The following is a 23,091-nucleotide window of genomic DNA, read 5'->3' as shown; positions in this document are numbered from 1 at the left end:
AAACAAAACAACTGACAATGGTTATCAAATCTCTTCACTCTTCACCGCTAAAAAATTATTAACAATCTCCTTACCTGTCTTACTCATTATCGATTCAGGATGGAACTGTAGTCCATATAAACCCTTCTCTTGATTCTCAATTGCCATGATTATTCCATCTTCAGTCTCAGCAGTAATTTCAAAGTTATTAGTTAAAGTACCCCGGTCAATAATTAAAGAATGATAACGAGTTGCTTCAAAATCACCTATTCCTGCTAAAATACCTTTATCTTTATTAATTATCTTAGATACCTTCCCATGAATTAGTTCTGGTGCTTTGATTATCTTAGCTCCAAAGGCTGCCCCCATAGTCTGGTGACCTAAGCAAATTCCTAAAATCGGTATCTCTCCTGACAACTCTTTAACTAAATCTAAAGATATCCCTGCATCCTCTGGTCTACCTGGTCCTGGTGAGATAATTATCTTGTTAGGTGCTAGCTCTCTAATCCTATCCACACTAACCTTGTCATTTCTTATAACTTCAATCTCATGGTCCATCTCTCCAATTAACTGTACCAAGTTATAAGTAAAGGAATCATAATTATCGATCACTAAAATCATTAATAGACACCCCCTTCAGCCAATCTTACCGCTTCCAATAATGCCTGTGCTTTATTTAAGGTCTCTTGATATTCAAATTCTGGGTCAGAATCTGCGACAATACCAGCACCTGCCTGAACATATGCCTTCTTATCTTTAATAACCATAGTCCTAATCGTAATACAGCTATCTAGATTCCCAGAATAACCAAAGTAACCAATACTTCCTCCATAAGGTCCTCTTCTAGTATTCTCTAACTCATCAATAATCTCCATTGCCCTAATCTTAGGAGCACCTGATAAGGTTCCAGCTGGAAAACAAGACTGTAAACCAGAATAGATATCCTCATCATTTTTTAGCTTACCTTGAACATCAGAGACGATATGCATTACATGGGAATAGTACTCAATCTCCATTAATCTACTTACCTCTACACTCCCATACTCGCTAACCTTTCCAATATCATTACGTCCTAGATCAACTAGCATAATATGCTCTGCCCGCTCCTTCTCATCACCTAATAAATCTTGAGCTAGCTCTCTATCCTCTTGACTGTCTTTACCTCTCTTGCGTGTTCCAGCAATCGGTCTATTCTCAATAACTCCATCCTCTACCCTTACTAGAAGCTCTGGTGATGAACCAACAATCTCAAAATCTACAAAGTCTAAATAGTACATATAAGGGGAAGGATTGACCCTTCTTAGCTGGCGATAGATATCAAAGGACCCTGCAGTTATAGGAACCTCTAACCTCTGTGATAAAACCACCTGAAAGATATCCCCTTCTCTAATATAATCTTTAGCTTTCTCTACATTCTTCATAAACTCTTCTTTACTGATATTAGATTTAAACTTTAATTTTTTTTCTTTAACTTCTGATCTACTCTCTTCCTTTAATGGGGTATCTAGCTTAGTAATTATCTTATCGATCTTCTCTTTAGCTAATCTATAGTCACTTTCAAGGTTATCACTTACTTTAACATTAGTAACTACTTTGATACTGTGATGTAGGTGGTCAAAGATTACTAAGGTATCACTTAAGATAAAGTTCATCTCTGGTAAAACCAGATCATCCTCATTATCTTGAGGGATATTTTCAAAATATTTCACAACATCATAACCTAAATAACCTACAGCACCACCATAAAATAAGGGCAAGCCTTCAACCTCTACCGATTGATACTTAGATAAAATATCCTTCAAATCTTGGAGTGGATTCTCTGTATCTTTACTCTTTAATATCTTGCCAGAGCTATCCTTTACTACTAATTGACCATCCTTGGAGCTGACTATTGCATGATAATCAATCCCAATAAAGGAATAGCGCCCTATCTTCTGCCCCTGTTCTACACTTTCTAGTAGATAAGAGTAACCCTCCCCCTTCAATTTCTTAAAAGCAGATACTGGAGTCTCCATATCAGCAACTATCTCTTTATAGACAGGAATTATATTGGCATCTTCACTTAGCTTTAAGAATTCTTCCTTAGCTGGATAGTACATTCAATATCACCTTCTTCTTATCTCTACTCATCTTAACTCATCTCCTCTTTAAAATGTTATTTATAAACAAAAAGGTCACCAGACTAAAGTCTGATGACCTTGGAATATGTATAATAATACCTGTAATTAGATACAGATATACTTACCCCTTGGCTAATCTCACACTCTACTCATCTCGTCTCAACTCTACTCTTCTCAGCTAATCATATTCAGTTTTAAATTCAGTTTCTCTCATCTCATCTATTATCTAATCTCTACTAATCTTTTAATTGTACATTGTAAATTATCAATTATTTCATTCTGATTCTACACTACCATGCTTTGTCATAAGCTCAGCTTTTCCTCTAATCTTAATTGCAGATGTATGCTCTGTAAATTGAGCAACCATCACTTCACCAGCATCTAACTTCTCTGTATGATGAAATTTAGTCTGCTGCCCACGAGTTAAACCTATAATAGTAACTCCATCCTCTAAGGCTTTAATTACTATATATTCTTCACTTTTTGGTATATTCATTATTGCCTCCTTAATGAAAACACTTAGTTAATATTATGATATACAAATTTAGTAGATGTGTCAATACTAGATTGAAGATTTACCATATTTACCAGATGATAAATCTAGACTTTAATCAATCCCTTCTTTTATCCAACCACCAAATCAACAAAACTCCTAAAACAAATCCTATAACCTCTAAAAGACCAATCTGATCTGGAATAACACTTCTCATCGATCCCAAAATCAACCCTGTTAAAAATGCCATTAATAAAGAATTATAATGTTCCAATAAGTAAGATAATACCCAAGAAAAACTCAACAACCCTGCTACTACTCCAAAGCCAAAGGAGATTATTATAGGTAAATCTAAAGTAGTAATCGCCTGTAAGACCCCTTGATATAATCCCAACATAATAAGGATTGTTCCACCACTAACTCCTGGCAATATCATCGCTACACTACCAATAGCTCCCCCCCAGAAGAACTTAAATAGATTAACCTCTTGCATGGCTTCTGCCGAATCAATATCTATTGAATATCTATAAGCAAGAATTAAGCCTAAAAGTACCAGAGCAATAGTCTTTAAATTAAATTTCTCTACCTCTTGAACGGTTACTTTGCTAGAAGCAAAGATTAATCCCAACAAAAAAGCAACCAGAAAACCACGATAATCACTTTCTAACAGACCCGTAATAACCTTAGAGCCAAATAAAACCCCTATTACTGCCCCTAAACCAATCGGTATTAAAACTTTAAGATTAATCCTCTTAATACCATTGATCAATCTCTCATATATATTCAAGATTAAAGCTATGGTTCCACCACTAATCCCTGGTAGAGTATTTGAGATTCCAATAGGAATTCCCTTGATCACTAATTGCCAAAAATCATTCATGTTTTCACCTCTATTTTTATCATTAACTCTATACTATAATTTTATAGCTAGAATTTAATATAAATAACACAAAATTAAATCCCCTCATGTTGAGGAGACTTAATATCTAGTGATTATATCTAATTCAGCTCACCTTTATACTTCTTAAGTAGAAACTTCAATAAACGTTTTTCAGCTTTATACTCCTCTATTGGTTTGGCAGGTGACCCTATCACAGTAATCCCCTTCTCTATAACTCTACCATAGGGTACAGTTGCTCCAGAACCAACAGTTGCACCATCACAGACTGTGGCTGTATGGACAACAGCATTAGACCCAATCATAACTTTAGAACCGATCTTTCCCCCTACAATAGCTCCACTACCAATAAAGGTTCCTGAATCTATAATAGTATAAATAACTTGTCTGTCTTCATCAGACTCTATTTCTGCCCTCTTACGACCGACATTAAAGATCCGAGACATAGGTCCTATTCTGACACCATCTTTGATCTGGACATTACTCTCAATATTAGCAGCTGTTCCAAGGGAAACACTATCTCCAATAGATACATTGGCTCTAATTGTCACATTCTCTTCAATAGTTACATTATCACCAATGCTAACATTATTACCTATAATAGCTCCTGTGCCAATATGACAATTGTTCCCGATAACTGTATGACCTCTGACAACTACACCACTACCTATAAAGGTTCCTTCTCCAATCTTAACATCCTCTTGCAAGATAGCATTGCCCACAATCCGGCTCAAAGCACCTATCTCTACACCATCATAAAGCTCTGATAATGAACTAACACTAGCAGTGGGAGCTAGAGTAATATCTCTGACCAGCTTATCTTTAATTGGATTATTATACTCTAATACTGGAGTGATTGCAATCACTGGATCAAGGCTACTTTCCCTAATCAGCTTTAATATTTCTTCCTTCTGCTCTTTAGGCACAATCGTAGCAAACTCTAACTTACGACCATCACTCTGCTTAACTACTTTAATCGAATAATCGAGCTTGTGGTAATTGAATATATGCCTTAAACGATAACTTATTGTTCCCCTAACTGTAGCAATAATCTGATAATAATCCATCTCCCCACTCCCTTCAAGCAATTCAAAATTTACAACTGATAATATACAATTAAATTAAATAATCTACATTATGATAAATTTAGTTTGTATTATTTTAGGCTGAATATAATAAGTCTTAAGCTCAACCTTAATCTCAAACTTATAATCCTATTACTAATCATCACTTGTACACTTTTAATTATTATGATACTTCTCTTTCTGCTTCCTCTTGCTCATTTCTCTTTTGATGGGCAATTCTAGCTGATGCTGCTGAAGCAATACCTGCTACTAAATCATCCAAAAAGGTATTAACTTTATCCTTGCTTGTATCTAGTCTTTTCATTGCTCCAAATTTATTCTTATCTAAGTATCCAAAGCTAGTAAAACCGATAGTTCCATAGATATTAGCGATAGCTAAAGCCAAACTCTCATCAACTCCATATAAGGGCTCATCCCTTTTAATAATACTAGCTAGAGGCTCTTCTACCTTACCCTCTTCTGTTAATTTATCTAAAGCTATTCCTGTTAATAAGGTATATTGTACCTCACGCTTTTCTAAAACTCTATCAACTGACTCCAAACATTCTTCTATATTCAAAGTATCACTATAAGGCTTTTGTAAGGCATAGACAATTTCTGCAATCTCTTGTATTTGAACTCCTCTTTCTCTTAATTTTTCAATAATTATATCTTTCATATATTCTCCCCCTCTTTAATTTATACATATATTATATGGTGCTAGATTTAAATTTGTTATACTTTTTATAAATTTAGTTTATTTATTATTGGATTAGCAGCCATCTTTACTCAATCATTAGTAATAGAATATCTTATCTCTAATTGTCCTAACTGCTTCTCTAGCTTCTGATTTATCTTAACATCATAGTCAGAAGATAATTTGACAATTACTCTCTTAGTCTGAATAAGTAGATGAAGATAAACTTTGCTATCCCCTTGATACCCTAATAGTATATTCTTTAGATTATCTAATATTTCTAAATCCAAAGTTTTTAATTGAATATGAAGAATTTTCTCCTTAGTAGCATTGCTCTGCTTTTGAGAAAAATCATCTTCTATACCACCTAATCTACTGGCAATAACCTTACCTTCTTCATTCAACTTACCCTCAACTAGGATAACCTCATCCTCTAAAAGAAACTCTTGATAATTTTCATAAATATTTGGAAAGACAATTACTTCAACCTCTCCAAATTCATCTTCCAAAGTTACAAAAGACATTTTCTTATGATTCTTAGTTAATATTTCGCGATTAGCAGTGATTAATCCTCCTAGGATAACCTTTTCTTTAAATTTTCCAGATTTTCTACTATCTAAAGTCCTCTTGGCTTTAATCTTTGGTAGATAACCCTTAATAGGATGTCCTGTTAGATAAAATCCTAACATCTCTTTTTCTAGGGCTAATAGCCTTCTTGAATCAAACTCCTCTATTTCAGGCACCTTTATTCCATCATCCATAAATTCATCCTCATTAAATATATCAAAAAAACTGGTCTGCCCATTACTTTTTTGTTTCTGTACCTGCTGTGCTTGAGTAAAGACATCATCTAATATATCTAAAAGCTGAGAGCGATATAAATCCAAAGAATCAAAAGCACCTGCCTTAATCAAACTCTCTATCACTCGATGATTGACTCTAGATAGATTAACCCGCTCACAAAAATCCTTTAAATCTTCAAACTTCTTCTCTTCTCTTGCTTCAATAATTGCCTCAATAGCCTTTGAACCCACATTTTTAATCCCTGCTAGTCCAAAACGAATCTTTTCTTCCTCTACAGTAAACTCAACCCTACTGTAATTAACATCTGGTGGAAGAATCTCTATCCCCATTGTCTCTAACTCTGAAATATACTCTGCTATCTTATCACTATTACCAATCACACTAGTCATTAAAGCAGCCATAAATTCTACAGGGGAATGGGTCTTAAAATAAGCTGTCTGATATGAGATATACGCATAGGCTGTACTATGGGCCTTATTAAAGCCATAACCACTAAAATATTCAATCAACTCAAATAGTTCTTCAGCTAACTCTTGGCTATATCCTCGATTGATAGCTCCATCTACAGTATCATTACCATTGATAAATATCTCATAATGTTTCTTCATCTCTTCAGGCTTTTTTTTGCCCATAGCTCTTCTGAGTAAATCTGCTTCCCCAAGAGAATATCCTGCAATCTTTTGGGCAATCTGCATTACCTGCTCTTGATATAGGATAACTCCATAGGTTGGCTCTAATATCTCTTTTAAGTCATCATGAGGATATTCAACCTCTTGTTTACCATGGCGTCTAGCAATATAGTCATCTACCATCCCACTTCCTAGAGGTCCTGGTCGATATAACGCCAGTAAAGCGATGATATCCTCAATCTCCTCAGGTTCTAATTTGGCGATTAACCGCCTCATCCCATCACTCTCTAACTGAAATACCCCGAGACTATCACCAGTACTTAACATCTCAAATACCTTATTATCATCCAAAGGAATCTCTGATAATTCCAACTCTACCCCTTGAGTCTCCTTAATCAAAGCTAAGGTTTTATTAATTACTGTCAATGTTCTTAAGCCTAGAAAGTCCATCTTCAATAGACCCAAAGCCTCCAAATCTCCCATTGGATATTGGGTAGTAACCTCACCCTTACTCTGATAAAGAGGCGTATAATTGGTAATATCATCTTTAGTGATGATTACTCCAGCTGCATGAGTAGAGGCATGGCGGGTTAAGCCCTCAATCTTTCTAGAGTAATCTATGATCTCTTTGACCTGATAGTCTTTATGATATAAGTTCTTCAGCTCTTCTGACTCATTTAATGCTTGTTCAATTGTAATTCCTAAAGAATTAGGAATAGCCTTAGCCACCTTATCACCTTTATCATAGGATACTCCTAAGGCTCTAGAGATATCGCGTATAGCCCCCTTAGCTGCCATCGTTCCAAAGGTAATAATCTGGGCTACCCTATCTTGCCTATATTTTTTGACTACATAATCTATTACTTCATCACGCCGCTCGTAACAGAAGTCAATGTCAATATCTGGCATTGAAATGCGAGCAGGGTTTAAAAACCTTTCAAATAATAGATTATATTCTAATGGATCAATCTCTGTAATGTCAAGTAGATAAGAGACTATACTTGAAGCAGCACTTCCTCTCCCAGGACCTACAATAATCTCATTATCCTTAGCATACTTGATAAAATCTCTGACAATCAAGAAATAAGCAGGATAACCCATCTGATTGATTACACCTAATTCATATTCTAACCTCTCTTCAATCTCTGCTGTTAGTTCATCATACTTATCCTCTACACCTTCATAAACCAGCTTGCGTAAATAAGACTCTAAACTCTCTCCTTCCGGTACTTGATAATGGGGTAAGAGAATTTGGTCAAAGTCCAGCTCTACATTACAACGCTTAGCAATCTTGACTGTATTCTCAATAGCCGCTGGATAATCCTTAAAGATTTCAGACATCTCTTCAGCTGATTTAAAGTAGAATTGGTCATTAGGAAACTTCATTCTATTTTTATCGTCAACATCCTTACCTGTCTGAATACATAAGAGCAGATCATGTACCTTATTATCCTCCTGATCTAGATAATGGACATCATTAGTTGCCACCAGAGGAATCTCTAACTCTTGGCTTAGCTCTATCAATCCTTTATTTGCTAAATGCTGATCAGCTAAGCCATGATCTTGTAGCTCTAAGAAGAAGTTTCCTTCTCCAAAGATTCGCTGATATTGTAATGCCACTTCCTTGGCTCTTTCCTGCTGATTATTCCTTACTAAAGTAGCTAGCTCTCCTGCTAGACAGCTACTTAAACAGATAATCCCTTCACTATAATCACGTAATAAGTTCTTATCAACTCTAGGTTTATAATAAAATCCCTGTAAAAAAGACAAAGAAACTAACTTCAGTAAGTTTTGATAGCCTTGATTATTTTCAGCCAATAAGACTAGATGGGCTAGTTTTCTATTATTGATATCCTTCTTCAGATGGTTATCAGCAACATAGACCTCACAACCAATAATCGGCTTAATCCCCTCTTTTTTTGCCTGCCGATAAAAATCTACTGCCCCATACATTACTCCATGATCGGTCATAGCAACAGCAGGCATATTGTGCTGTTTTGCCTTCCTAACTAAATCCTTGATTCTAACAGCACCATCTAATAAACTATACTCTGTATGCAAATGTAGATGAATAAATTTTCCCATAGATTACACCTCCTTAAATTAAAATTGATAATTGAAAGATTTTAAACCGAAAAGATTCACAATATATTTCTTATTCTAAATAATAAACTCCATCGATATTTTAATGATGCTATGAAAATTTCTAAAAATCTAATACTTTATTATTTCCCGATTGACCTCCTTTTATCCTCCTTATTAATAGATATGGTATAATTAATTTATACGTAAAATAAATATATTGTACGGTTTGTATTTTAACCTATTAGAACTTATATCTTTTTACGACTTCTATAAAAAACTCTATACAGCAAACTCAATTTATATAATTTTAGTCTAAGCTAAGTATAAGCTTGAGTTAAAACAGAGTATTTATTTTACTTTTACAAATTTACTTATCCTTAATCTTAAGCTTAATCTAATTGTACTTTCTAATCAGAAAGCTTATTGACCAGAATTATTAATTTTAGATTATCAACTAACAACTAAATTACTGTGGGTGATAAAATGGAAAGGTTAATCTTAGTCTTTTTTGTATCTTTAGGGGTTGTACTTGGTGGGTCTATATTAGGGAGTATAGGAGCTACTTTAGCCAAGCAATCACCTATCAAAGTAATGTCACAGCTAGCACAAGAGATTAAACTTTGGGCTGTAGTCACAGCTATGGGCGGAAGTTTCTCTTATTTAAGGATGATTGAAGGTGGGGTCTTTGAGGGGAAGGTGATTGTGATATTCAAGCAGTTTATCATTTTAACTGTAGCCTTTCTAGGAGCACAATTAGGTATCTGGATCATCTCTGTTTTAACTGGAGGAAATTAAATTGAGCTTTAACTTCCTAACTTTAACCAAGGATGATATTTTACGTCTATTTGCGGCTTTTCTTTTAGGAATAATTGTCGGGATAACTATACTTAACTTATTGGTTGGACCCCAGCTAGACCAACTTATCTTTGAAAAAGAGGAGCTATTATCTAAAATAGAGAGTCAACAGACTACCTTAGATAAACTAGAAGAGAGCTTAGCAGAAGAACGGAAGAAGGTAATTCAAGATTTAACTATAGAGATAGAAAATAAGATGGATAAGCATGTTAAACAGGAACTGAAAAAAGATATCTTTGAAATATTAAAGAGCTTAATAGGTAGAGATATCTCAAAGATAGATGGTAAATTATTAGCTCAAACTCTTGATGGTAGAATAATTATAGTAGAAAAGAAGAGTTATAAACTAGATTTTCTCTGGATTGTAATTCAGCCTGATACAACTATATCCTTTAAGATAATTGAAAAGAAATAGGGAGCATGATTTCCCATGCTCCCTACAAGTATATTAACCTACAAATTTAGCAATTCTCTTAATTGCTTCATTAATTTCAGCTTCACTAGTAGCATAAGATAATCTAATATAACCAGCCATCCCAAAAGCTGAACCTGGTACTGTAGCTACTCCAGCCTCTTCTAGCAATAGCTCTACCAATTGATAATCATCTTTAATCTTTTCTCCTAATAAACCTTTTACATTCACAAAGATATAGAAGGAACCTTCTGGTTTATTAACTTTTAAACCTTCGATATTATTTATTCCATCAGTAATGATATCCCTTCTTGCTTTAAAAGCCTCTACCATCTTATATGTAGGTTCTTGAGTCCCACCAATAGCAGCTAAACTAGCCTTTTGAGCAATTGAATTGGCATTAGAGGTACTATGGCTTTGTAACCTACCCATAGCTTGAATAATCTCTTTAGGTCCAATAGCATAACCTATTCTCCAGCCAGTCATCGCATAAGCCTTAGAGACACCATCAATAATAATAGTCCGCTTCTTTACCTCTTCACCCAAAGTAGCAATGCTGACTACCTCTTTAGTGTAACTTACCTTCCGATAGATCTCATCAGAGATTATGAAAATATCATTCTCCACAGCTATTTGAGCAATCTCTGCTAACTCATCTTTAGTATAGACAGAGCCTGTAGGATTAGATGGACTATTGATAATTACTAATTTAGTCTTAGCGGTAATTGCAGATTTAAATCCTTCAGCAGTCATCTTAAAGTCATTCTCTTCAGAAGTCTCAACTATTACAGTCTTTCCTCCAGCAAACTTAATCTGTTCAGGATAACTCACCCAGAAAGGAGCAGGTAAGATCACTTCATCCCCTTCATCTATCAGTGCTTGAATAGCATTGAACAATGAACTTTTTGCTCCACTAGAAACTATTACTTGATCAGTGGTATACTCTAATCCTCTCTCAATCTTACAACTACTACAGATTGCCTCCCTCAACTCTTGAATACCTACAGTAGCAGTATATGTAGTAAAGCCTTCTTCAATAGCTTTAATAGCAGCTTCTTTCACATGTGCAGGAGTTTTAAAGTCAGGTTCCCCTGCTCCTAAACTGATAATCTCTCTCCCAGCTTCCTTTAAAGCCTTTGCCTTAGCAGTAATTGCTAATGTAGGAGAGTTTGCAATTCCTTGAACACGTGCTGATAATTTCATTTAATTTATTCCTCCTCAATCCTTCACTACTTATATTCTTATGTGAAAATAATATCTTTATTAGAGCAAGGGTAAATAGAATCTACCCCTGCATAATATATCAGACTCACTACTTACCAGATTTAATACGCTTTTTCTTATCCAAAATCTTCTTTCTCAATCTAATGTTAATTGGAGTAACCTCAACAAGCTCTGCACTTGTAATATACTCCAAAGCTTCCTCTAAAGTAAACTTGGTAGCTGGTGTCAGCATAATTGCATCATCAGAACCAGAGGACCTCATATTATCAAGCTTCTTCTCTTTGCAGATATTCACATCTAAATCCTGCTCTCTAGAGTTTGAACCCACGATCATTCCTGCATAAATCTTAGTTCCTGGATCCACAAAGATAGTACCTCTATCTTGAGCATTAAAGATTCCATAACGAGTTGCCTCTCCTGCTCTATCAGCTACTATCGAACCATTTCTACGAGTATTCATATCTCCACGATAATTATCATAGTGGGAGAAAGTACTATTTAAAATCCCTTCACCTTTGGTTTTAGTCAAGAATTCAGACCTAAAACCAATCAACCCACGAGCAGGGATTTCAAAGGTCAACCTAATTCTAGTTTGGCTTAAGTGAGTCATATTCTTCATTTCACCTTTACGCTTGCCTAGCTCTTCAATGATAGTACCCATAAACTCTTCCGGTACATCGATAGTAACCTCTTCAATCGGTTCCATCTTTTGACCATCTACTTCTTTAATGATAGCTTCTGGCTTAGATACTTGCAACTCATAGCCTTCACGTCGCATCGTCTCAATTAAGATAGATAAGTGTAGCTCACCTCTACCTGAGACTTTAAAGGTATCAGGGCTTAGCTCCTCTACTCTTAAGGCCACATTCTTCTCTAATTCCTTTAATAATCTATCCTTTAGTTGGCGAGAAGTAACATAATCTCCTTCTTGCCCAGATAAAGGACTATCATTGGTGGTAAAGGTCATAGTTACAGTCGGCTCTTCTATAGTAATAAAAGGTAAAGCCTCTGGATTTTCAGCATCAGCAATGGTCTCACCAATATTGATATCCTCAGTTCCAGCAAGAGCAATGATATCACCCATCTTAGCACTTTCAACCTCTTCCTTACCTAAGCCTTGGTAGGTAAAGATTTTAGTGATATTCTTATACTCTATACTCTCATCCTGCTTACAGACAGCTACCTTTTCACCTCTTTTAACCTCTCCTCGATTGACCTTACCAATAGCCATTCTTCCTACATAATCATTATATTCAATAGTAGTAACTATCATTTGAAATGGTGCCTCTATCTCCCCATAAGGAGCTGGAATATGCTCAATAACAGACTTAAATAAAGGTTCTAAATTATCACTATCCTCATCCAAATCTGTCTTAGCAAAACCTTCTAAAGCCGATGCATAAACTACTGGAAATTCAATCTGCTCTTCACTGGCACCTAACTCAATAAATAAATCTAAGACCATATCCTCTACAACCTGTGGTCGTGAGTCAGGACGGTCAACCTTATTGATTACCACAATTGGTGTCAAATCTAACTCTAACGCTTTAGTTAACACAAACTTAGTTTGAGGCATTGGACCCTCAAAAGCATCAACAATTAACAATACTCCATCAACCATCTTTAAGATACGCTCTACCTCTCCTCCAAAATCAGCATGACCTGGAGTATCAACAATATTAATCTTAGTATCTTTATACTTGATAGCAGTATTTTTGGCTAGAATAGTAATTCCTCGCTCTTTCTCTAAATCATTACTATCCATTACTCTCTCTTCAACTTCTTGTTTAGCATGGAAGATTCCACTTTGCTTTAACATTCCATCTACTAAAGTAGTCTTACCATGGTCAACATGAGCAATAATTGCTATATTTCTAATATCATCTCTTCTTTTCATCTTTTCCTCCTTGGGTATAAAAGCAGATTACACTAATCTATTTTTCCTTAAATTGTAATTTTCATTAAAGAAATTATACTATGCTTAGATTATAATATCTGACGATAATTGTCAATAATAATTGGAGTTAAAAGAAATTATTCTTAAAGAAATTTGCTCAACTACAAAATTTTACTGATAATTATAATCATTCTAAATTAGAAAAAGATCTAATTCTATTCAACTTTGATAAAATAAAACAATATTGATCAGACAAAACAAATTAAAAAGACATCCGTACGGATGTCTTTTTAATTTCAAGCAATATGCTTTAAAACTGGAACCGCTTCATCATCAATTGTAATTTTTGAGCCATATCTGATAGCTCTTGGGCAGAATTGGTCATTTCATTAGACATATGAGCTACATTTCTAGAAGCACCTATTACTTCATCACTATTAACTGCTAATTGTTCTGTTACCACTGTAGCTTGACTTATCTGGTTAGCAGTATTATCTACCAAGTTCCTAATTAAAGCAAAGATATTACCAGTCTCTTCTATTACCGTCTTGCCTTTCTCTGCCTTAGCCTCTACCTCTTTAACTACCTCTAATCCTACCTTAGATTTATCCTGGGTCTCTTTGACTATAGTGACGATTTCATCAGTAGCCTTAGCAGTCTCTTCAGCCAGCTCTCTAATCTCATCAGCAACTACAGCAAAGCCTTGTCCATATTCACCAGCTCGTGCTGCTTCAATTGCAGCATTGAGTGCTAATAAATTGGTCTGATCAGCAATATTAGTAATCAATTCTACTATTTGCCCTATCTCCTTAGATTTCTTCTCTAAATCTCCAATTACTTCTACGGATTTATGTACTGAACTATTGATCTCTTTGATATTATTTACTGCATTAGTTATATTCTCATTACCTATATCAGTTTGAGTACTTGCCTTTTGAGCTAAACCACTTACTTCCTGACTACTAGCAGACATCTGTTCTATTCCTGCATTTATCTTCTCTAAGTTGCTATGGGTAATATCAATAGTAGCATCCCCCTCCTCAGCTACTGCATATAACTCCTGACTATATGCAGACAGATGCTCTATATCCTCCAATATTTCACTTACAATCTCTTTTAAACTATGACTCATTTTATTGACACTATCTAGTAATTGACCTATTTCATCCTCCCTATCTACATTAAGCTTAACCCTTAAATCTCCATTGGCTATCTTCTTAGTCATTGTTATAACCTGATCTAAGGGGTTAAATAATAGCTTATTAAAGGGGATAATTAATAAAGACTGGATAATAATTTGACTGATAATAAATATTCCAAAAATCCACCAGAATATCCTCTTAATTACTGGATTGACTAAATGATTAGGCGCTCCTATGTACCAGATTCCTATAATCTCACCCTGACTATCATAAATAGGTGTGTAAGCAGTATAATAGCTGTTACCTACCACTTCTGCTTTACCATAATAATTTGTGCCATCTTTTAATACTTGAGCAGCTACTTTCTTGGAAACCTCAGTTTTAACAGCTCTAGAACCATCTTCTTTCTTTACATTAGTAGCAACTCTAAGGTTATCAGCAAAGACAGTTACTGTACCACCAGTCATCTTTGCAATATAATCAACAACCTCATTATTATCATTTATTAAAAGATCACCTTTATATAAATTTTTACCTTCTTTATGCCATTTTCCTGGATACTTAACATCAAGGATTTCATATGCCATCTTAAGCTCCCTTTTAACAAATTGTACTGAGACCTGTTTACTAACTACCATATCTACACCGACTAAAACAGCAATAGCTAATATCAGCATTGATAATCCAACAATAAAGTTTAATTTAAATTTTAATGATATCTGCTTTAACATCTTCCCACTCCTCACATTCTCCTCTAATTCATCCTATATTATTAAAAATTATAACAAAAATTTGTCAATTATACAATAAATTATACGATGTCTGACTTGATTATTAGTTAATCTTACAGATAAATACATTAATCCTCTAGTTTTAATCTTTGTATACTAATGAAAAAAGGTAGCCCATGTTAGGGACTACCCTTAGTATCTGGCTAATTAATTATCCTTTTAAGCTTGCTAAGGTCTCTTCTAACTGTACCTTTTTAGCACTATATTCTTCTTTCTTTCTTCTCTCTTCTTCCACCAGATGATCTGGGGCATTATTCACAAATCCTGGATTAGATAACTTACCTGTAGCACGTTTAATCTCAGCTTCCATCTTCTTAATCTCATCCTCTAAACGAGCAATCTCCTTCTCTATATCTACCATACCAGCAAGGGGTAAGATAATCTCAATCTCACTAGTAATTGCAGTAGACGCCTGTTCTGGTCGAGCAGCTACTTCCTTACTGATAGTTAGCTCTTCAATATTAGCCAGATCAGCAATATAATCCTTTCCTTCTTCTACTACCGCTAACTTACCCTCAACTTCAGAGCTTAAAATGGCTGTAATCTTTCTACCTGGATTGACCTTCATCTCATTTCTGATATTTCTGATACTACGAATTATATCCATCACTAACTCCATTTTAGACTCTGCTTGATTATTTGTAACTAAGCTATCAGCTTCTGGCCAATGAGAGACCATCAAGCTCTCTTCTTCTTTAGCAGTTACATGTTGCCAAATCTCCTCAGTAATAAAGGGCATAAATGGATGTAATAATCTCAAGATATTATCTAAGGTAAACCAAGTTACGTACTGAGCAGTCTGACGGTCAACTGAATTCTCTTGTTGATATAATCTAGGTTTAACCAATTCGATATACCAATCACAGAACTCTCTCCACACAAAGTCATATAACTCTTGAGTTGCTTGACCAAATTGATACTCTTCCAATAATTCAGTTACTTGATTTATCTTCTTATTCAGTCTACTTAGAATCCATTGATCTGCTAAAGTATAATTTAGCTCTCCATAATCTATCGCTTCTAAGTCAAAATCTTCTAGGTTCATCAATACAAAGCGGGAAGCATTCCATAGTTTATTAGCAAAGTTACGGCTTGATTCTACTCTTTCGGGGCGATATCTAATATCATTACCTGGAGTATTTCCAGTAATCAAACTGAATCTTAAAGTATCTGTACCAAATTCTTCAATTACCTCAATTGGATCTACACCATTTCCTAAAGACTTACTCATCTTACGACCTTCAGAGTCTCTAACAAGTCCATGAATATAAATATCCTTAAATGGTATCTCACCTTTACACTCTAATGCCATAAAGATCATTCTAGCTACCCAGAAGAAGATGATATCTCTACCAGTTACTAGTACATCAGTTGGATAGAAGTAATCTACATCCTCTTTATTGTCAGGCCACCCTAGAGTAGAGAAAGGCCATAGTCCTGAGCTAAACCAAGTATCTAGTACATCTTCATCCTGCTTTAGATTAGTGCTAGCACACTTTGGACATTTTGCTGGCTCTTTTGTTCTTACAATTACCTCATCACAGTCTTGGCAATACCAGACTGGAATCTGATGACCCCACCATAGTTGGCGAGAGATACACCAATCTCTGATATTCTCCATCCAGTTGAAGTACACTTTAGAGAATCTATCTGGAACAAAATTAATATCACCATCTTTAACCGCCTCAATAGCAGGCTTAGCTAGCTTGTCCATAGCTACAAACCATTGCTTAGATACTAATGGTTCAATAGTAGTATCACAACGATAGCATTGTCCAACAGAATGGTCATGCTCCTCTATCTTCTCAATTAATCCTGCAGATTTCAAATCATCAATTAACTGGGTTCTACATTCATAACGATCTAAGCCTTCATATTTTGCTGCTGCTTTGGTCATCACTGCATCATCACCAATTACTTTGATAATCTCTAAATCATGGCGTTCACCGATTTCAAAGTCATTAGGGTCATGGGCAGGAGTTACCTTAACTAGACCTGTACCAAATTCAGAGTCTACATAATCATCAGCTACTATCTCAATCTCCCGATTGACTACTGGTACAATAACCTGTTTACCGATTATATCTTGATAACGTTCATCATCAGGATTTACTGCTACCCCTGTATCTCCAAGCAATGTCTCTGGACGGGTAGTAGCTACTACAATATAATCATCACTATCCTTAAGATTATATCTAATATGATATAGTTTACCTGGCTTGTCCTCATGTTCTACCTCTATATCCGATAGAGTAGTCTTACACTCTGGACACCAGTTGACTATATAATCTCCTTGATAGATTAAACCTTTCTCATATAATTGAACAAAGGCTTCTTTGACAGCCTCATTACATCCTTCATCCATGGTAAATCTCTCTCTCTGCCAATCACAAGAGACACCTAACTTTTTAAGCTGTTTAGTAATTCGTCCACCATACTCCTCTTTCCATTTCCAAGCTCTCTCTAAAAATCCATCACGACCAACGTCCTCTTTATTTAAACCTTCCTCTTCTTTCATCTTCTTAACTACCTTAACCTCAGTAGCGATACTAGCATGGTCGGTTCCTGGCACCCATAAAGCTTCATAGCCTTGCATTCTCTTCCATCTAGTTAAGATATCTTGGAAAGTCATATCTAAGGCATGACCGATATGTAATTGACCAGTTACATTTGGAGGAGGCATCATAATTGTAAAAGACTCCTTCTCAGCATTCGGTTCTGCATGGAAATAACCTTGGGAATTCCAATATTCATACCATTTCTCTTCTACTTGACTAGGATCATAGGTTGTTGATAAATTCTTCTTCTCTTCACTCATAATCTCACTTCCTTTATTTATTGAAATATTTTAATAATTATAGATAAAAAGACCCCTCCATCCTTAAATTAAGGACGAAAGAGTCTCTATCTTCCGCGGTACCACCTTATTTCTAGCTTAGCACTCACTTCAGGTATATGTAAGAATAAATAACTGTTCTAATGAACCTGATACTAGATAACGGCTAGCTTCCGATTAAGCCTACTGAATTTTCAGCTTAACAGCTCAAGAGCTACTTCAGCTAATATCCCTAAAAATACCTTCCAGCCTAAGGGTATTTATCTCTGTTAGGGAGGGATTAACCTACTCCTCTCCTTCATTGCTTTTGATAATCTATTTAACTATCACATATTATCATATAATTAATAGTTCTTCTTGTCAACTATTAACTCGCTGCTTGTCTTAATCCATAAACTGACCAATAAATTGAATCACCTTATCCTTACCTTCTCCAGTTTCTGTAGAAAAGAAGGTAAAAGGTGCAAGATCGGTAATACGCAAAGTATCCTTAATTAACTTCTCTTGCTTCTTTCTTTGGCTCTTCTTAAGCTTATCTACCTTAGTAGCCACTATCATAGCAGGCATATTCATTTCAATTATCCAATCCAACATCTGCACATCATCTTGAGTTGGTTTATGGCGAGCATCTATTACTAATATCAAAGCCTCTAAGTTACTACGATTAATTAGGTAATTCTCAATCATTCTACCCCATTCTTCTTTCTCTTCTTTGGATACTCGGGCAAATCCATAGCCTGGTAAATCTACAAAGTAGAAATAATTATCTATTTGATAGAAATTGATTGTTTGGGTTTTCCCAGGCTTAGAACTAGTAAAGGCCATCTTCTTTCTATTAACAACCTTATTAATCAAAGATGATTTACCTACATTAGAACGACCTGCTAAAGCAATTTCAGGAAGATGATGAAAGGGATAGTCCTTAGGGTAAACTGCACTAAGAATATACTCCGGATTATTAATCTTCATTTTCATCGCCCTCCACTATTGCCTCTGCTAGTACTTGTTCCATCTCTTCAACTAAGACAAAATTTAAATCTCGCTTGATATTGTCAGGAATATCTTCTAAGTCTTTTTCATTCTTCTTACATAAAATTATCTTCTTGATTCCTGCTCTGTGGGCAGCCAAGACCTTGCTTTTGATTCCACCAACTGGTAAAACTCTACCTCTAAGGGTTACCTCTCCTGTCATCGCTACTTCTCCATCTACCTCTTTGTTTGATAAAGCAGAGATTAAAGCAGTTGCTAAAGTAATTCCTGCCGATGGTCCATCTTTAGGAATAGCCCCTTCAGGAACATGGACATGGATATCATATTTTTTATAGAATTCTTCTGGGAAATTATACTCTTTAGATTTAGTTCTAGCATAACTTAATGCTATTCGAGCAGACTCCTTCATTACATCTCCCAATTTACCAGTCAAGATCAACTTTCCATCACCTGGAATAATCGACACCTCGATATCGAGTATATCTCCACCCAATTGAGTCCAAGCCAATCCAGTTACTACCCCAACTCTATTTTCACCTTCAGCTTTACCATAATCATATTTAGGAATTCCCAAATATTTGTCTAAGTTTCTGATATCAATTCTAGTAGCAGTCTCTTTTCCTTCTACAACATCTTTAGCTACTTTACGGCAGATTTTTCCTAAGGTTCTTTCTAAACTCCTTACACCAGCTTCTCTAGTATAATTTCTAATAACCTTTTTGAGAGCATTTTCTGATAGATTAAAATTGTCTTCTATCAATCCATGATTTTTAATCTGCTGTGGTAATAGATGGCGCCCAGCAATCTCTATCTTCTCACCTTCGGTATAGCCTGAAAGGCTGATAACTTCCATTCTATCTAATAATGGTCTAGGAATGGTGCTAATAGTATTAGCTGTTGTAATGAACATAACATCAGATAAATCAAAGCTCAACTCTAAATAATGATCAGTAAAATCATTATTCTGTTCAGGGTCTAATACTTCCAATAAAGCAGCTGCAGGATCACCTCTAAAATCACTAGTAATCTTGTCAATCTCATCTAATAAGAAGACTGGATTCATCGTTCCTGCATCACGCATAGCATTTATTATTCTTCCTGGTCTAGCACCTATGTAAGTTCTACGATGTCCTCTAATCTCAGCTTCATCTCTAACCCCCCCTAAAGACAATCTAACAAACTCTCTGTTGATAGAGTTTGCAATAGATTTACCTAATGAGGTCTTTCCAACCCCAGGAGGTCCTACTAAGCATAAGATTGGACTTTTTAGCTCATCACTTAACTTTCTAACAGCTAAATACTCTAAAATCCTCTCTTTAACATCATCTAGTCCATAATGCTTCTCATTCAATTGGTTTTCTACCTCTTTAATTACCAATTTATCTTCACTGTAATTATTCCATGGTAAATCAAATATGCAGTCTAAATAATTTCTAACTACAACACCTTCACTTGAATTTCTAGGCATCTTTTGAAGCTTATCCAGCTCTTCTTCTACCTTCTTCTCAACATCCTCTGGTAGCTCTAGTTCTTCTAATTTAGATTTGTACTCATTTATCTCTTCAGTAAAGCTATCTTCTTCACCTAACTCTTTCTTAATCGCTTTCATCTGCTCTTTTAAATAATACTCTTTCTGCCTCTTCTCTACTTGCTTTCTAACTTCATTATTGATCTTATTTTTAACCTTTAAAATCTCTATCTCTTTCTCTAAAAGCTTATATAACTTAGTTAAACGCTCTTCATAAGAGATTGTAGCTAAAATCTCTTGTTGCTGTTTAACCTTTAAAGAGATATGGGAAACAATGATGTCAATTAACCTGTCAGGATCTTCTATATTAATTATTGTCATCATAGCTTCTGGTGGTACTACTTTATTAAGCTTTATGTACTCCTCAAAACTATTAATTACCCCTCTCATTAAGGCCTCTATCTCTGTATCTACCTCTTCTTCATGCAGAATCTCTTCAATTCCAATCTCAAAATAAGGTTCTTCTTGAATAAAATCTGCAATCTTTACCCTTCTTAATCCTTCTACTAAGATTTTAACAGTTCCATCAGGCAATCTCATTAACTGTTTTATCTCTCCAACAGTACCTACATTATAAATATCATCTTTAGTTGGATCTTCAACAGTCTCATCATGCTGAGCAGCTAATAAAATCTCTTTATCCTCTACCATTGCTTTTTCTAAAGCTTCTAAAGATTGTTCTCTGCCAACAAGCAAAGGAATTATCATATTTGGGAATATAACTAACCCTCTTAAGGCCAATAAGGGCATAGAATTTCTCTTCTTCTTCTCATTTTTTAACTCTTTAGCCATAACTACACCTCCATTTATAGAATCATCACCTATCATTATTCTATTAATCACAATTAAAGTCCTTCAATTACTTTAAGTTATTAGTATTAATTCTTTTTAATCAAGTTGATAATTGGACCTTGAAGACTGAAAATAATGGTAATTATTTGATTATGCCAAAGGGGCAGAGACAAGGTCAGAATCTAGATCTATTTTAAGCTTCTCTTCTTCTACTTCTTCTATTAATATTGATTCTCGCAAAGCCTCATCAAAAGTAGTTATTTTAATTATATCGATTTGTGCAAACTCTTCGCCATTAAATATCTGTTGCCAATTATCTGCTGGAATCAATACCTTTTTTACCCCTGCTCTAATAGCTGCCCTTACCTTAGGAACAACCCCTCCAATTGGACGCACAATACCATTAATTGATATCTTTCCAGTCATAGCAACTGTATTATCTATGGGATATCCTGTTAAAGACGAATAAAGAGCTACTGCCATTGTTATCCCAGCAGAAGGACCATCGACAACAGCATCACTAGTAAAGTCAATATGTATAAAATAATCTCGTAAATCAACATCCATAATCTTACTCAAAACAGTAATAACATTCTCAGCTGAACCCTTGACCATACTCTTTCTTCTAATCTTTCTATATTGATTCCCCTGTTCCTCTTCTTCGGCAATACCAGTAATATTTAAATTTCCCTTACCATCACCCACTTCATTAGCTGAAACCTCCAATTGATTCACAGTACCCATATTAGCACCAATAACAGCTAATCCATTAACAACACCAACCTGTGGACTTTCAGGAATCTTATCCATAGGTCTAGGGTTATAACGACCATTCATTATTACCCTCTCTATATCTGCAACACTAATAATAAAGCGATTAGCTGTTCGAGCAATACCAGCTGCAGTTTGCACCATATTAATAGCCTGCCTTCCATTGGCAGCATACTTTTTAATAACATCAATAACTCCATCCTCAACCCTGAAATTAATCTTTGCTATTGCAGTATTTACAATCCTTTCAACATGATTAGGGTCTAAAGGATTGAAATAAACCTCTAAACAACGAGAACGAATAGCAGGTGGAATATTTTCTGGTCCTCTAGTAGTAGCACCTATTAATCTAAAATCTGCTGGTAGTCCATTCTGAAAGATTTCATGGATATGGCGTGGAATATTCTTATCATCTTCATGGTAATAAGAACTATCTAAAAAGACCTTCCTATCTTCTAGAACCTTTAGCAACTTATTCATCTGTATATGATGCAACTCCCCAATCTCATCTATAAAAAGAATTCCTCCATGGGCTTTTGTTACAGCACCAGGTTTAGGTTGTGGAATACCAGCTGTACCCATCGCCCCTGCTCCTTGATAGATAGGATCATGGACTGAACCAATTAAAGGATCAGCGATTCCACGTTCATCAAACCTAGCAGTAGTTGCATCCATCTCTACAAATTTAGACTCATCGTCAAAGGGAGAGTCTTGATTTTTTTTAGCTTCTTCTAATATTAAACGGGCTGCTGCTGTCTTTCCAACCCCAGGTGGCCCATAAATAATTACATGCTGAGGATTAGGACCACATAAAGCTGCTCTTAAAGCCTCTAATCCATCTTCTTGACCAATTACTTCAGAAAAATCACTAGGTCTAATTTTTTCTGATAAAGGTTCTGTCAGAGACCGCCTTCTCATTTTATATAATTTTTCCATCTCTTTTTTTGACTCTCTATTTATTGCTACTTTACTATTTCTCTGTTTTTTGAGCATATTCCAAAAGTAAATACCAATTACAATAGCAAAAAATAATTGAACTATACTAAAAACATTGATTGCAAGATTCATTAAATCTCCTCCTGTA

At 35.2% G+C, this 23,091-nt stretch carries 16 protein-coding genes and 1 other annotated feature; of the genes, 2 read left to right on the top strand and 14 right to left on the bottom strand.

The window, feature by feature from the left end; genetic code table 11:
- Positions 1-24 precede the first annotated feature (24 nt).
- The 7 genes from BX659_RS09180 to BX659_RS09150 form a co-directional block, all read right to left on the bottom strand.
- The gene (locus tag BX659_RS09180) at positions 25-600 is read right to left on the bottom strand and encodes an anthranilate synthase component II (protein WP_097018246.1); all 576 of its coding nucleotides are present in this window, start codon (positions 598-600) and stop codon (positions 25-27) included.
- The gene (gene trpE / locus BX659_RS09175; protein ID WP_097018245.1) at positions 600-2,078 is read right to left on the bottom strand and encodes an anthranilate synthase component I; all 1,479 of its coding nucleotides are present in this window, start codon (positions 2,076-2,078) and stop codon (positions 600-602) included. The genes BX659_RS09180 and trpE overlap by 1 nt, the downstream gene beginning before the upstream one ends.
- A gap of 295 nt (positions 2,079-2,373) precedes the next feature.
- Entirely contained in the window at positions 2,374-2,595 is a 222-nt protein-coding gene (gene mtrB / locus BX659_RS09170; RefSeq protein ID WP_068719247.1) for a trp RNA-binding attenuation protein MtrB, read from the bottom strand.
- Between the two features lie 115 nt (positions 2,596-2,710).
- Complete coding sequence (locus BX659_RS09165; protein WP_097018244.1) at positions 2,711-3,472, bottom strand: DUF368 domain-containing protein; 762 nt, start codon at positions 3,470-3,472, stop codon at positions 2,711-2,713.
- Between the two features lie 119 nt (positions 3,473-3,591).
- Positions 3,592-4,557 (bottom strand): DapH/DapD/GlmU-related protein, encoded by a 966-nt coding sequence (locus BX659_RS09160; protein ID WP_097018243.1) that lies wholly within the window; start codon positions 4,555-4,557, stop codon positions 3,592-3,594.
- 181 nt (positions 4,558-4,738) lie between these two features.
- On the bottom strand, positions 4,739-5,233 hold the full coding sequence (locus BX659_RS09155) for a phosphatidylglycerophosphatase A family protein (protein ID WP_097018242.1): 495 nt from the start codon (positions 5,231-5,233) through the stop codon (positions 4,739-4,741).
- Positions 5,234-5,343: 110 nt separating this feature from the next.
- On the bottom strand, positions 5,344-8,769 hold the full coding sequence (locus BX659_RS09150; protein ID WP_097018241.1) for a DNA polymerase III subunit alpha: 3,426 nt from the start codon (positions 8,767-8,769) through the stop codon (positions 5,344-5,346).
- Positions 8,770-9,252: 483 nt separating this feature from the next.
- On the opposite strand from BX659_RS09150, the gene BX659_RS09145 reads away from it, so the two are divergent.
- Both BX659_RS09145 and BX659_RS09140 read left to right on the top strand, forming a co-directional pair.
- On the top strand, positions 9,253-9,564 hold the full coding sequence (locus BX659_RS09145; RefSeq protein ID WP_097018240.1) for a YtrH family sporulation protein: 312 nt from the start codon (positions 9,253-9,255) through the stop codon (positions 9,562-9,564).
- A 1-nt stretch (position 9,565) separates the two neighbouring features.
- Positions 9,566-10,039, top strand: coding sequence for a hypothetical protein (locus BX659_RS09140; protein ID WP_097018239.1), 474 nt, complete (start codon positions 9,566-9,568; stop codon positions 10,037-10,039).
- Positions 10,040-10,072: 33 nt separating this feature from the next.
- Here the strand turns inward: BX659_RS09140 and BX659_RS09135 are convergent, their stop codons facing one another.
- The 7 genes from BX659_RS09135 to lonB all read right to left on the bottom strand — a co-directional run bounded on the left by BX659_RS09135 (position 10,073) and on the right by lonB (position 23,075).
- Positions 10,073-11,239, bottom strand: a complete 1,167-nt coding sequence (locus BX659_RS09135; protein WP_097018238.1) for a pyridoxal phosphate-dependent aminotransferase — start codon at positions 11,237-11,239, stop codon at positions 10,073-10,075.
- Between the two features lie 109 nt (positions 11,240-11,348).
- The gene (gene typA, locus BX659_RS09130; RefSeq protein ID WP_097018237.1) at positions 11,349-13,157 is read right to left on the bottom strand and encodes a translational GTPase TypA; all 1,809 of its coding nucleotides are present in this window, start codon (positions 13,155-13,157) and stop codon (positions 11,349-11,351) included.
- A 310-nt stretch (positions 13,158-13,467) separates the two neighbouring features.
- On the bottom strand, positions 13,468-15,030 hold the full coding sequence (locus tag BX659_RS09125) for a methyl-accepting chemotaxis protein (RefSeq protein ID WP_097018236.1): 1,563 nt from the start codon (positions 15,028-15,030) through the stop codon (positions 13,468-13,470).
- Positions 15,031-15,241: 211 nt separating this feature from the next.
- Positions 15,242-17,908, bottom strand: a complete 2,667-nt coding sequence (locus tag BX659_RS09120; protein ID WP_097018235.1) for a valine--tRNA ligase — start codon at positions 17,906-17,908, stop codon at positions 15,242-15,244.
- A gap of 67 nt (positions 17,909-17,975) precedes the next feature.
- Positions 17,976-18,237 (bottom strand) — a binding site (T-box leader).
- A 73-nt stretch (positions 18,238-18,310) separates the two neighbouring features.
- Positions 18,311-18,895 (bottom strand): ribosome biogenesis GTP-binding protein YihA/YsxC, encoded by a 585-nt coding sequence (gene yihA, locus BX659_RS09115; protein ID WP_097018234.1) that lies wholly within the window; start codon positions 18,893-18,895, stop codon positions 18,311-18,313.
- Complete coding sequence (lon, locus tag BX659_RS09110; protein WP_097018298.1) at positions 18,885-21,236, bottom strand: endopeptidase La; 2,352 nt, start codon at positions 21,234-21,236, stop codon at positions 18,885-18,887. The genes yihA and lon overlap by 11 nt, the downstream gene beginning before the upstream one ends.
- A 150-nt stretch (positions 21,237-21,386) precedes the next feature.
- Positions 21,387-23,075 carry an ATP-dependent protease LonB gene (gene lonB / locus BX659_RS09105; protein ID WP_097018233.1) on the bottom strand — a complete coding sequence of 563 codons (1,689 nt, stop codon included), beginning with the start codon at positions 23,073-23,075 and terminating at the stop codon, positions 21,387-21,389.
- Positions 23,076-23,091 lie beyond the last annotated feature (16 nt).

Source organism: Orenia metallireducens, assembly GCF_003001995.1.
Lineage (GTDB): Bacteria > Bacillota > Halanaerobiia > Halobacteroidales > Halobacteroidaceae > Orenia > Orenia metallireducens_B.
The sequence above is the reverse complement of the archived record's forward strand: the minus strand, read 5'-3'. Positions and strand labels throughout refer to the sequence as shown.

Coding starts and splice junctions, on each gene's coding strand:
- BX659_RS09180 (WP_097018246.1), bottom strand. CDS start 600: ATGATTTTAGTGATCGATAATTATGATTCCTTTACTTATAACTTGGTA.
- trpE (WP_097018245.1), bottom strand. CDS start 2,078: ATGTACTATCCAGCTAAGGAAGAATTCTTAAAGCTAAGTGAAGATGCC.
- mtrB (WP_068719247.1), bottom strand. CDS start 2,595: ATGAATATACCAAAAAGTGAAGAATATATAGTAATTAAAGCCTTAGAG.
- BX659_RS09165 (WP_097018244.1), bottom strand. CDS start 3,472: ATGAATGATTTTTGGCAATTAGTGATCAAGGGAATTCCTATTGGAATC.
- BX659_RS09160 (WP_097018243.1), bottom strand. CDS start 4,557: ATGGATTATTATCAGATTATTGCTACAGTTAGGGGAACAATAAGTTAT.
- BX659_RS09155 (WP_097018242.1), bottom strand. CDS start 5,233: ATGAAAGATATAATTATTGAAAAATTAAGAGAAAGAGGAGTTCAAATA.
- BX659_RS09150 (WP_097018241.1), bottom strand. CDS start 8,769: ATGGGAAAATTTATTCATCTACATTTGCATACAGAGTATAGTTTATTA.
- BX659_RS09145 (WP_097018240.1), top strand. CDS start 9,253: ATGGAAAGGTTAATCTTAGTCTTTTTTGTATCTTTAGGGGTTGTACTT.
- BX659_RS09135 (WP_097018238.1), bottom strand. CDS start 11,239: ATGAAATTATCAGCACGTGTTCAAGGAATTGCAAACTCTCCTACATTA.
- typA (WP_097018237.1), bottom strand. CDS start 13,157: ATGAAAAGAAGAGATGATATTAGAAATATAGCAATTATTGCTCATGTT.
- BX659_RS09125 (WP_097018236.1), bottom strand. CDS start 15,030: ATGTTAAAGCAGATATCATTAAAATTTAAATTAAACTTTATTGTTGGA.
- BX659_RS09120 (WP_097018235.1), bottom strand. CDS start 17,908: ATGAGTGAAGAGAAGAAGAATTTATCAACAACCTATGATCCTAGTCAA.
- yihA (WP_097018234.1), bottom strand. CDS start 18,895: ATGAAGATTAATAATCCGGAGTATATTCTTAGTGCAGTTTACCCTAAG.
- lon (WP_097018298.1), bottom strand. CDS start 21,236: ATGGCTAAAGAGTTAAAAAATGAGAAGAAGAAGAGAAATTCTATGCCC.
- lonB (WP_097018233.1), bottom strand. CDS start 23,075: ATGAATCTTGCAATCAATGTTTTTAGTATAGTTCAATTATTTTTTGCT.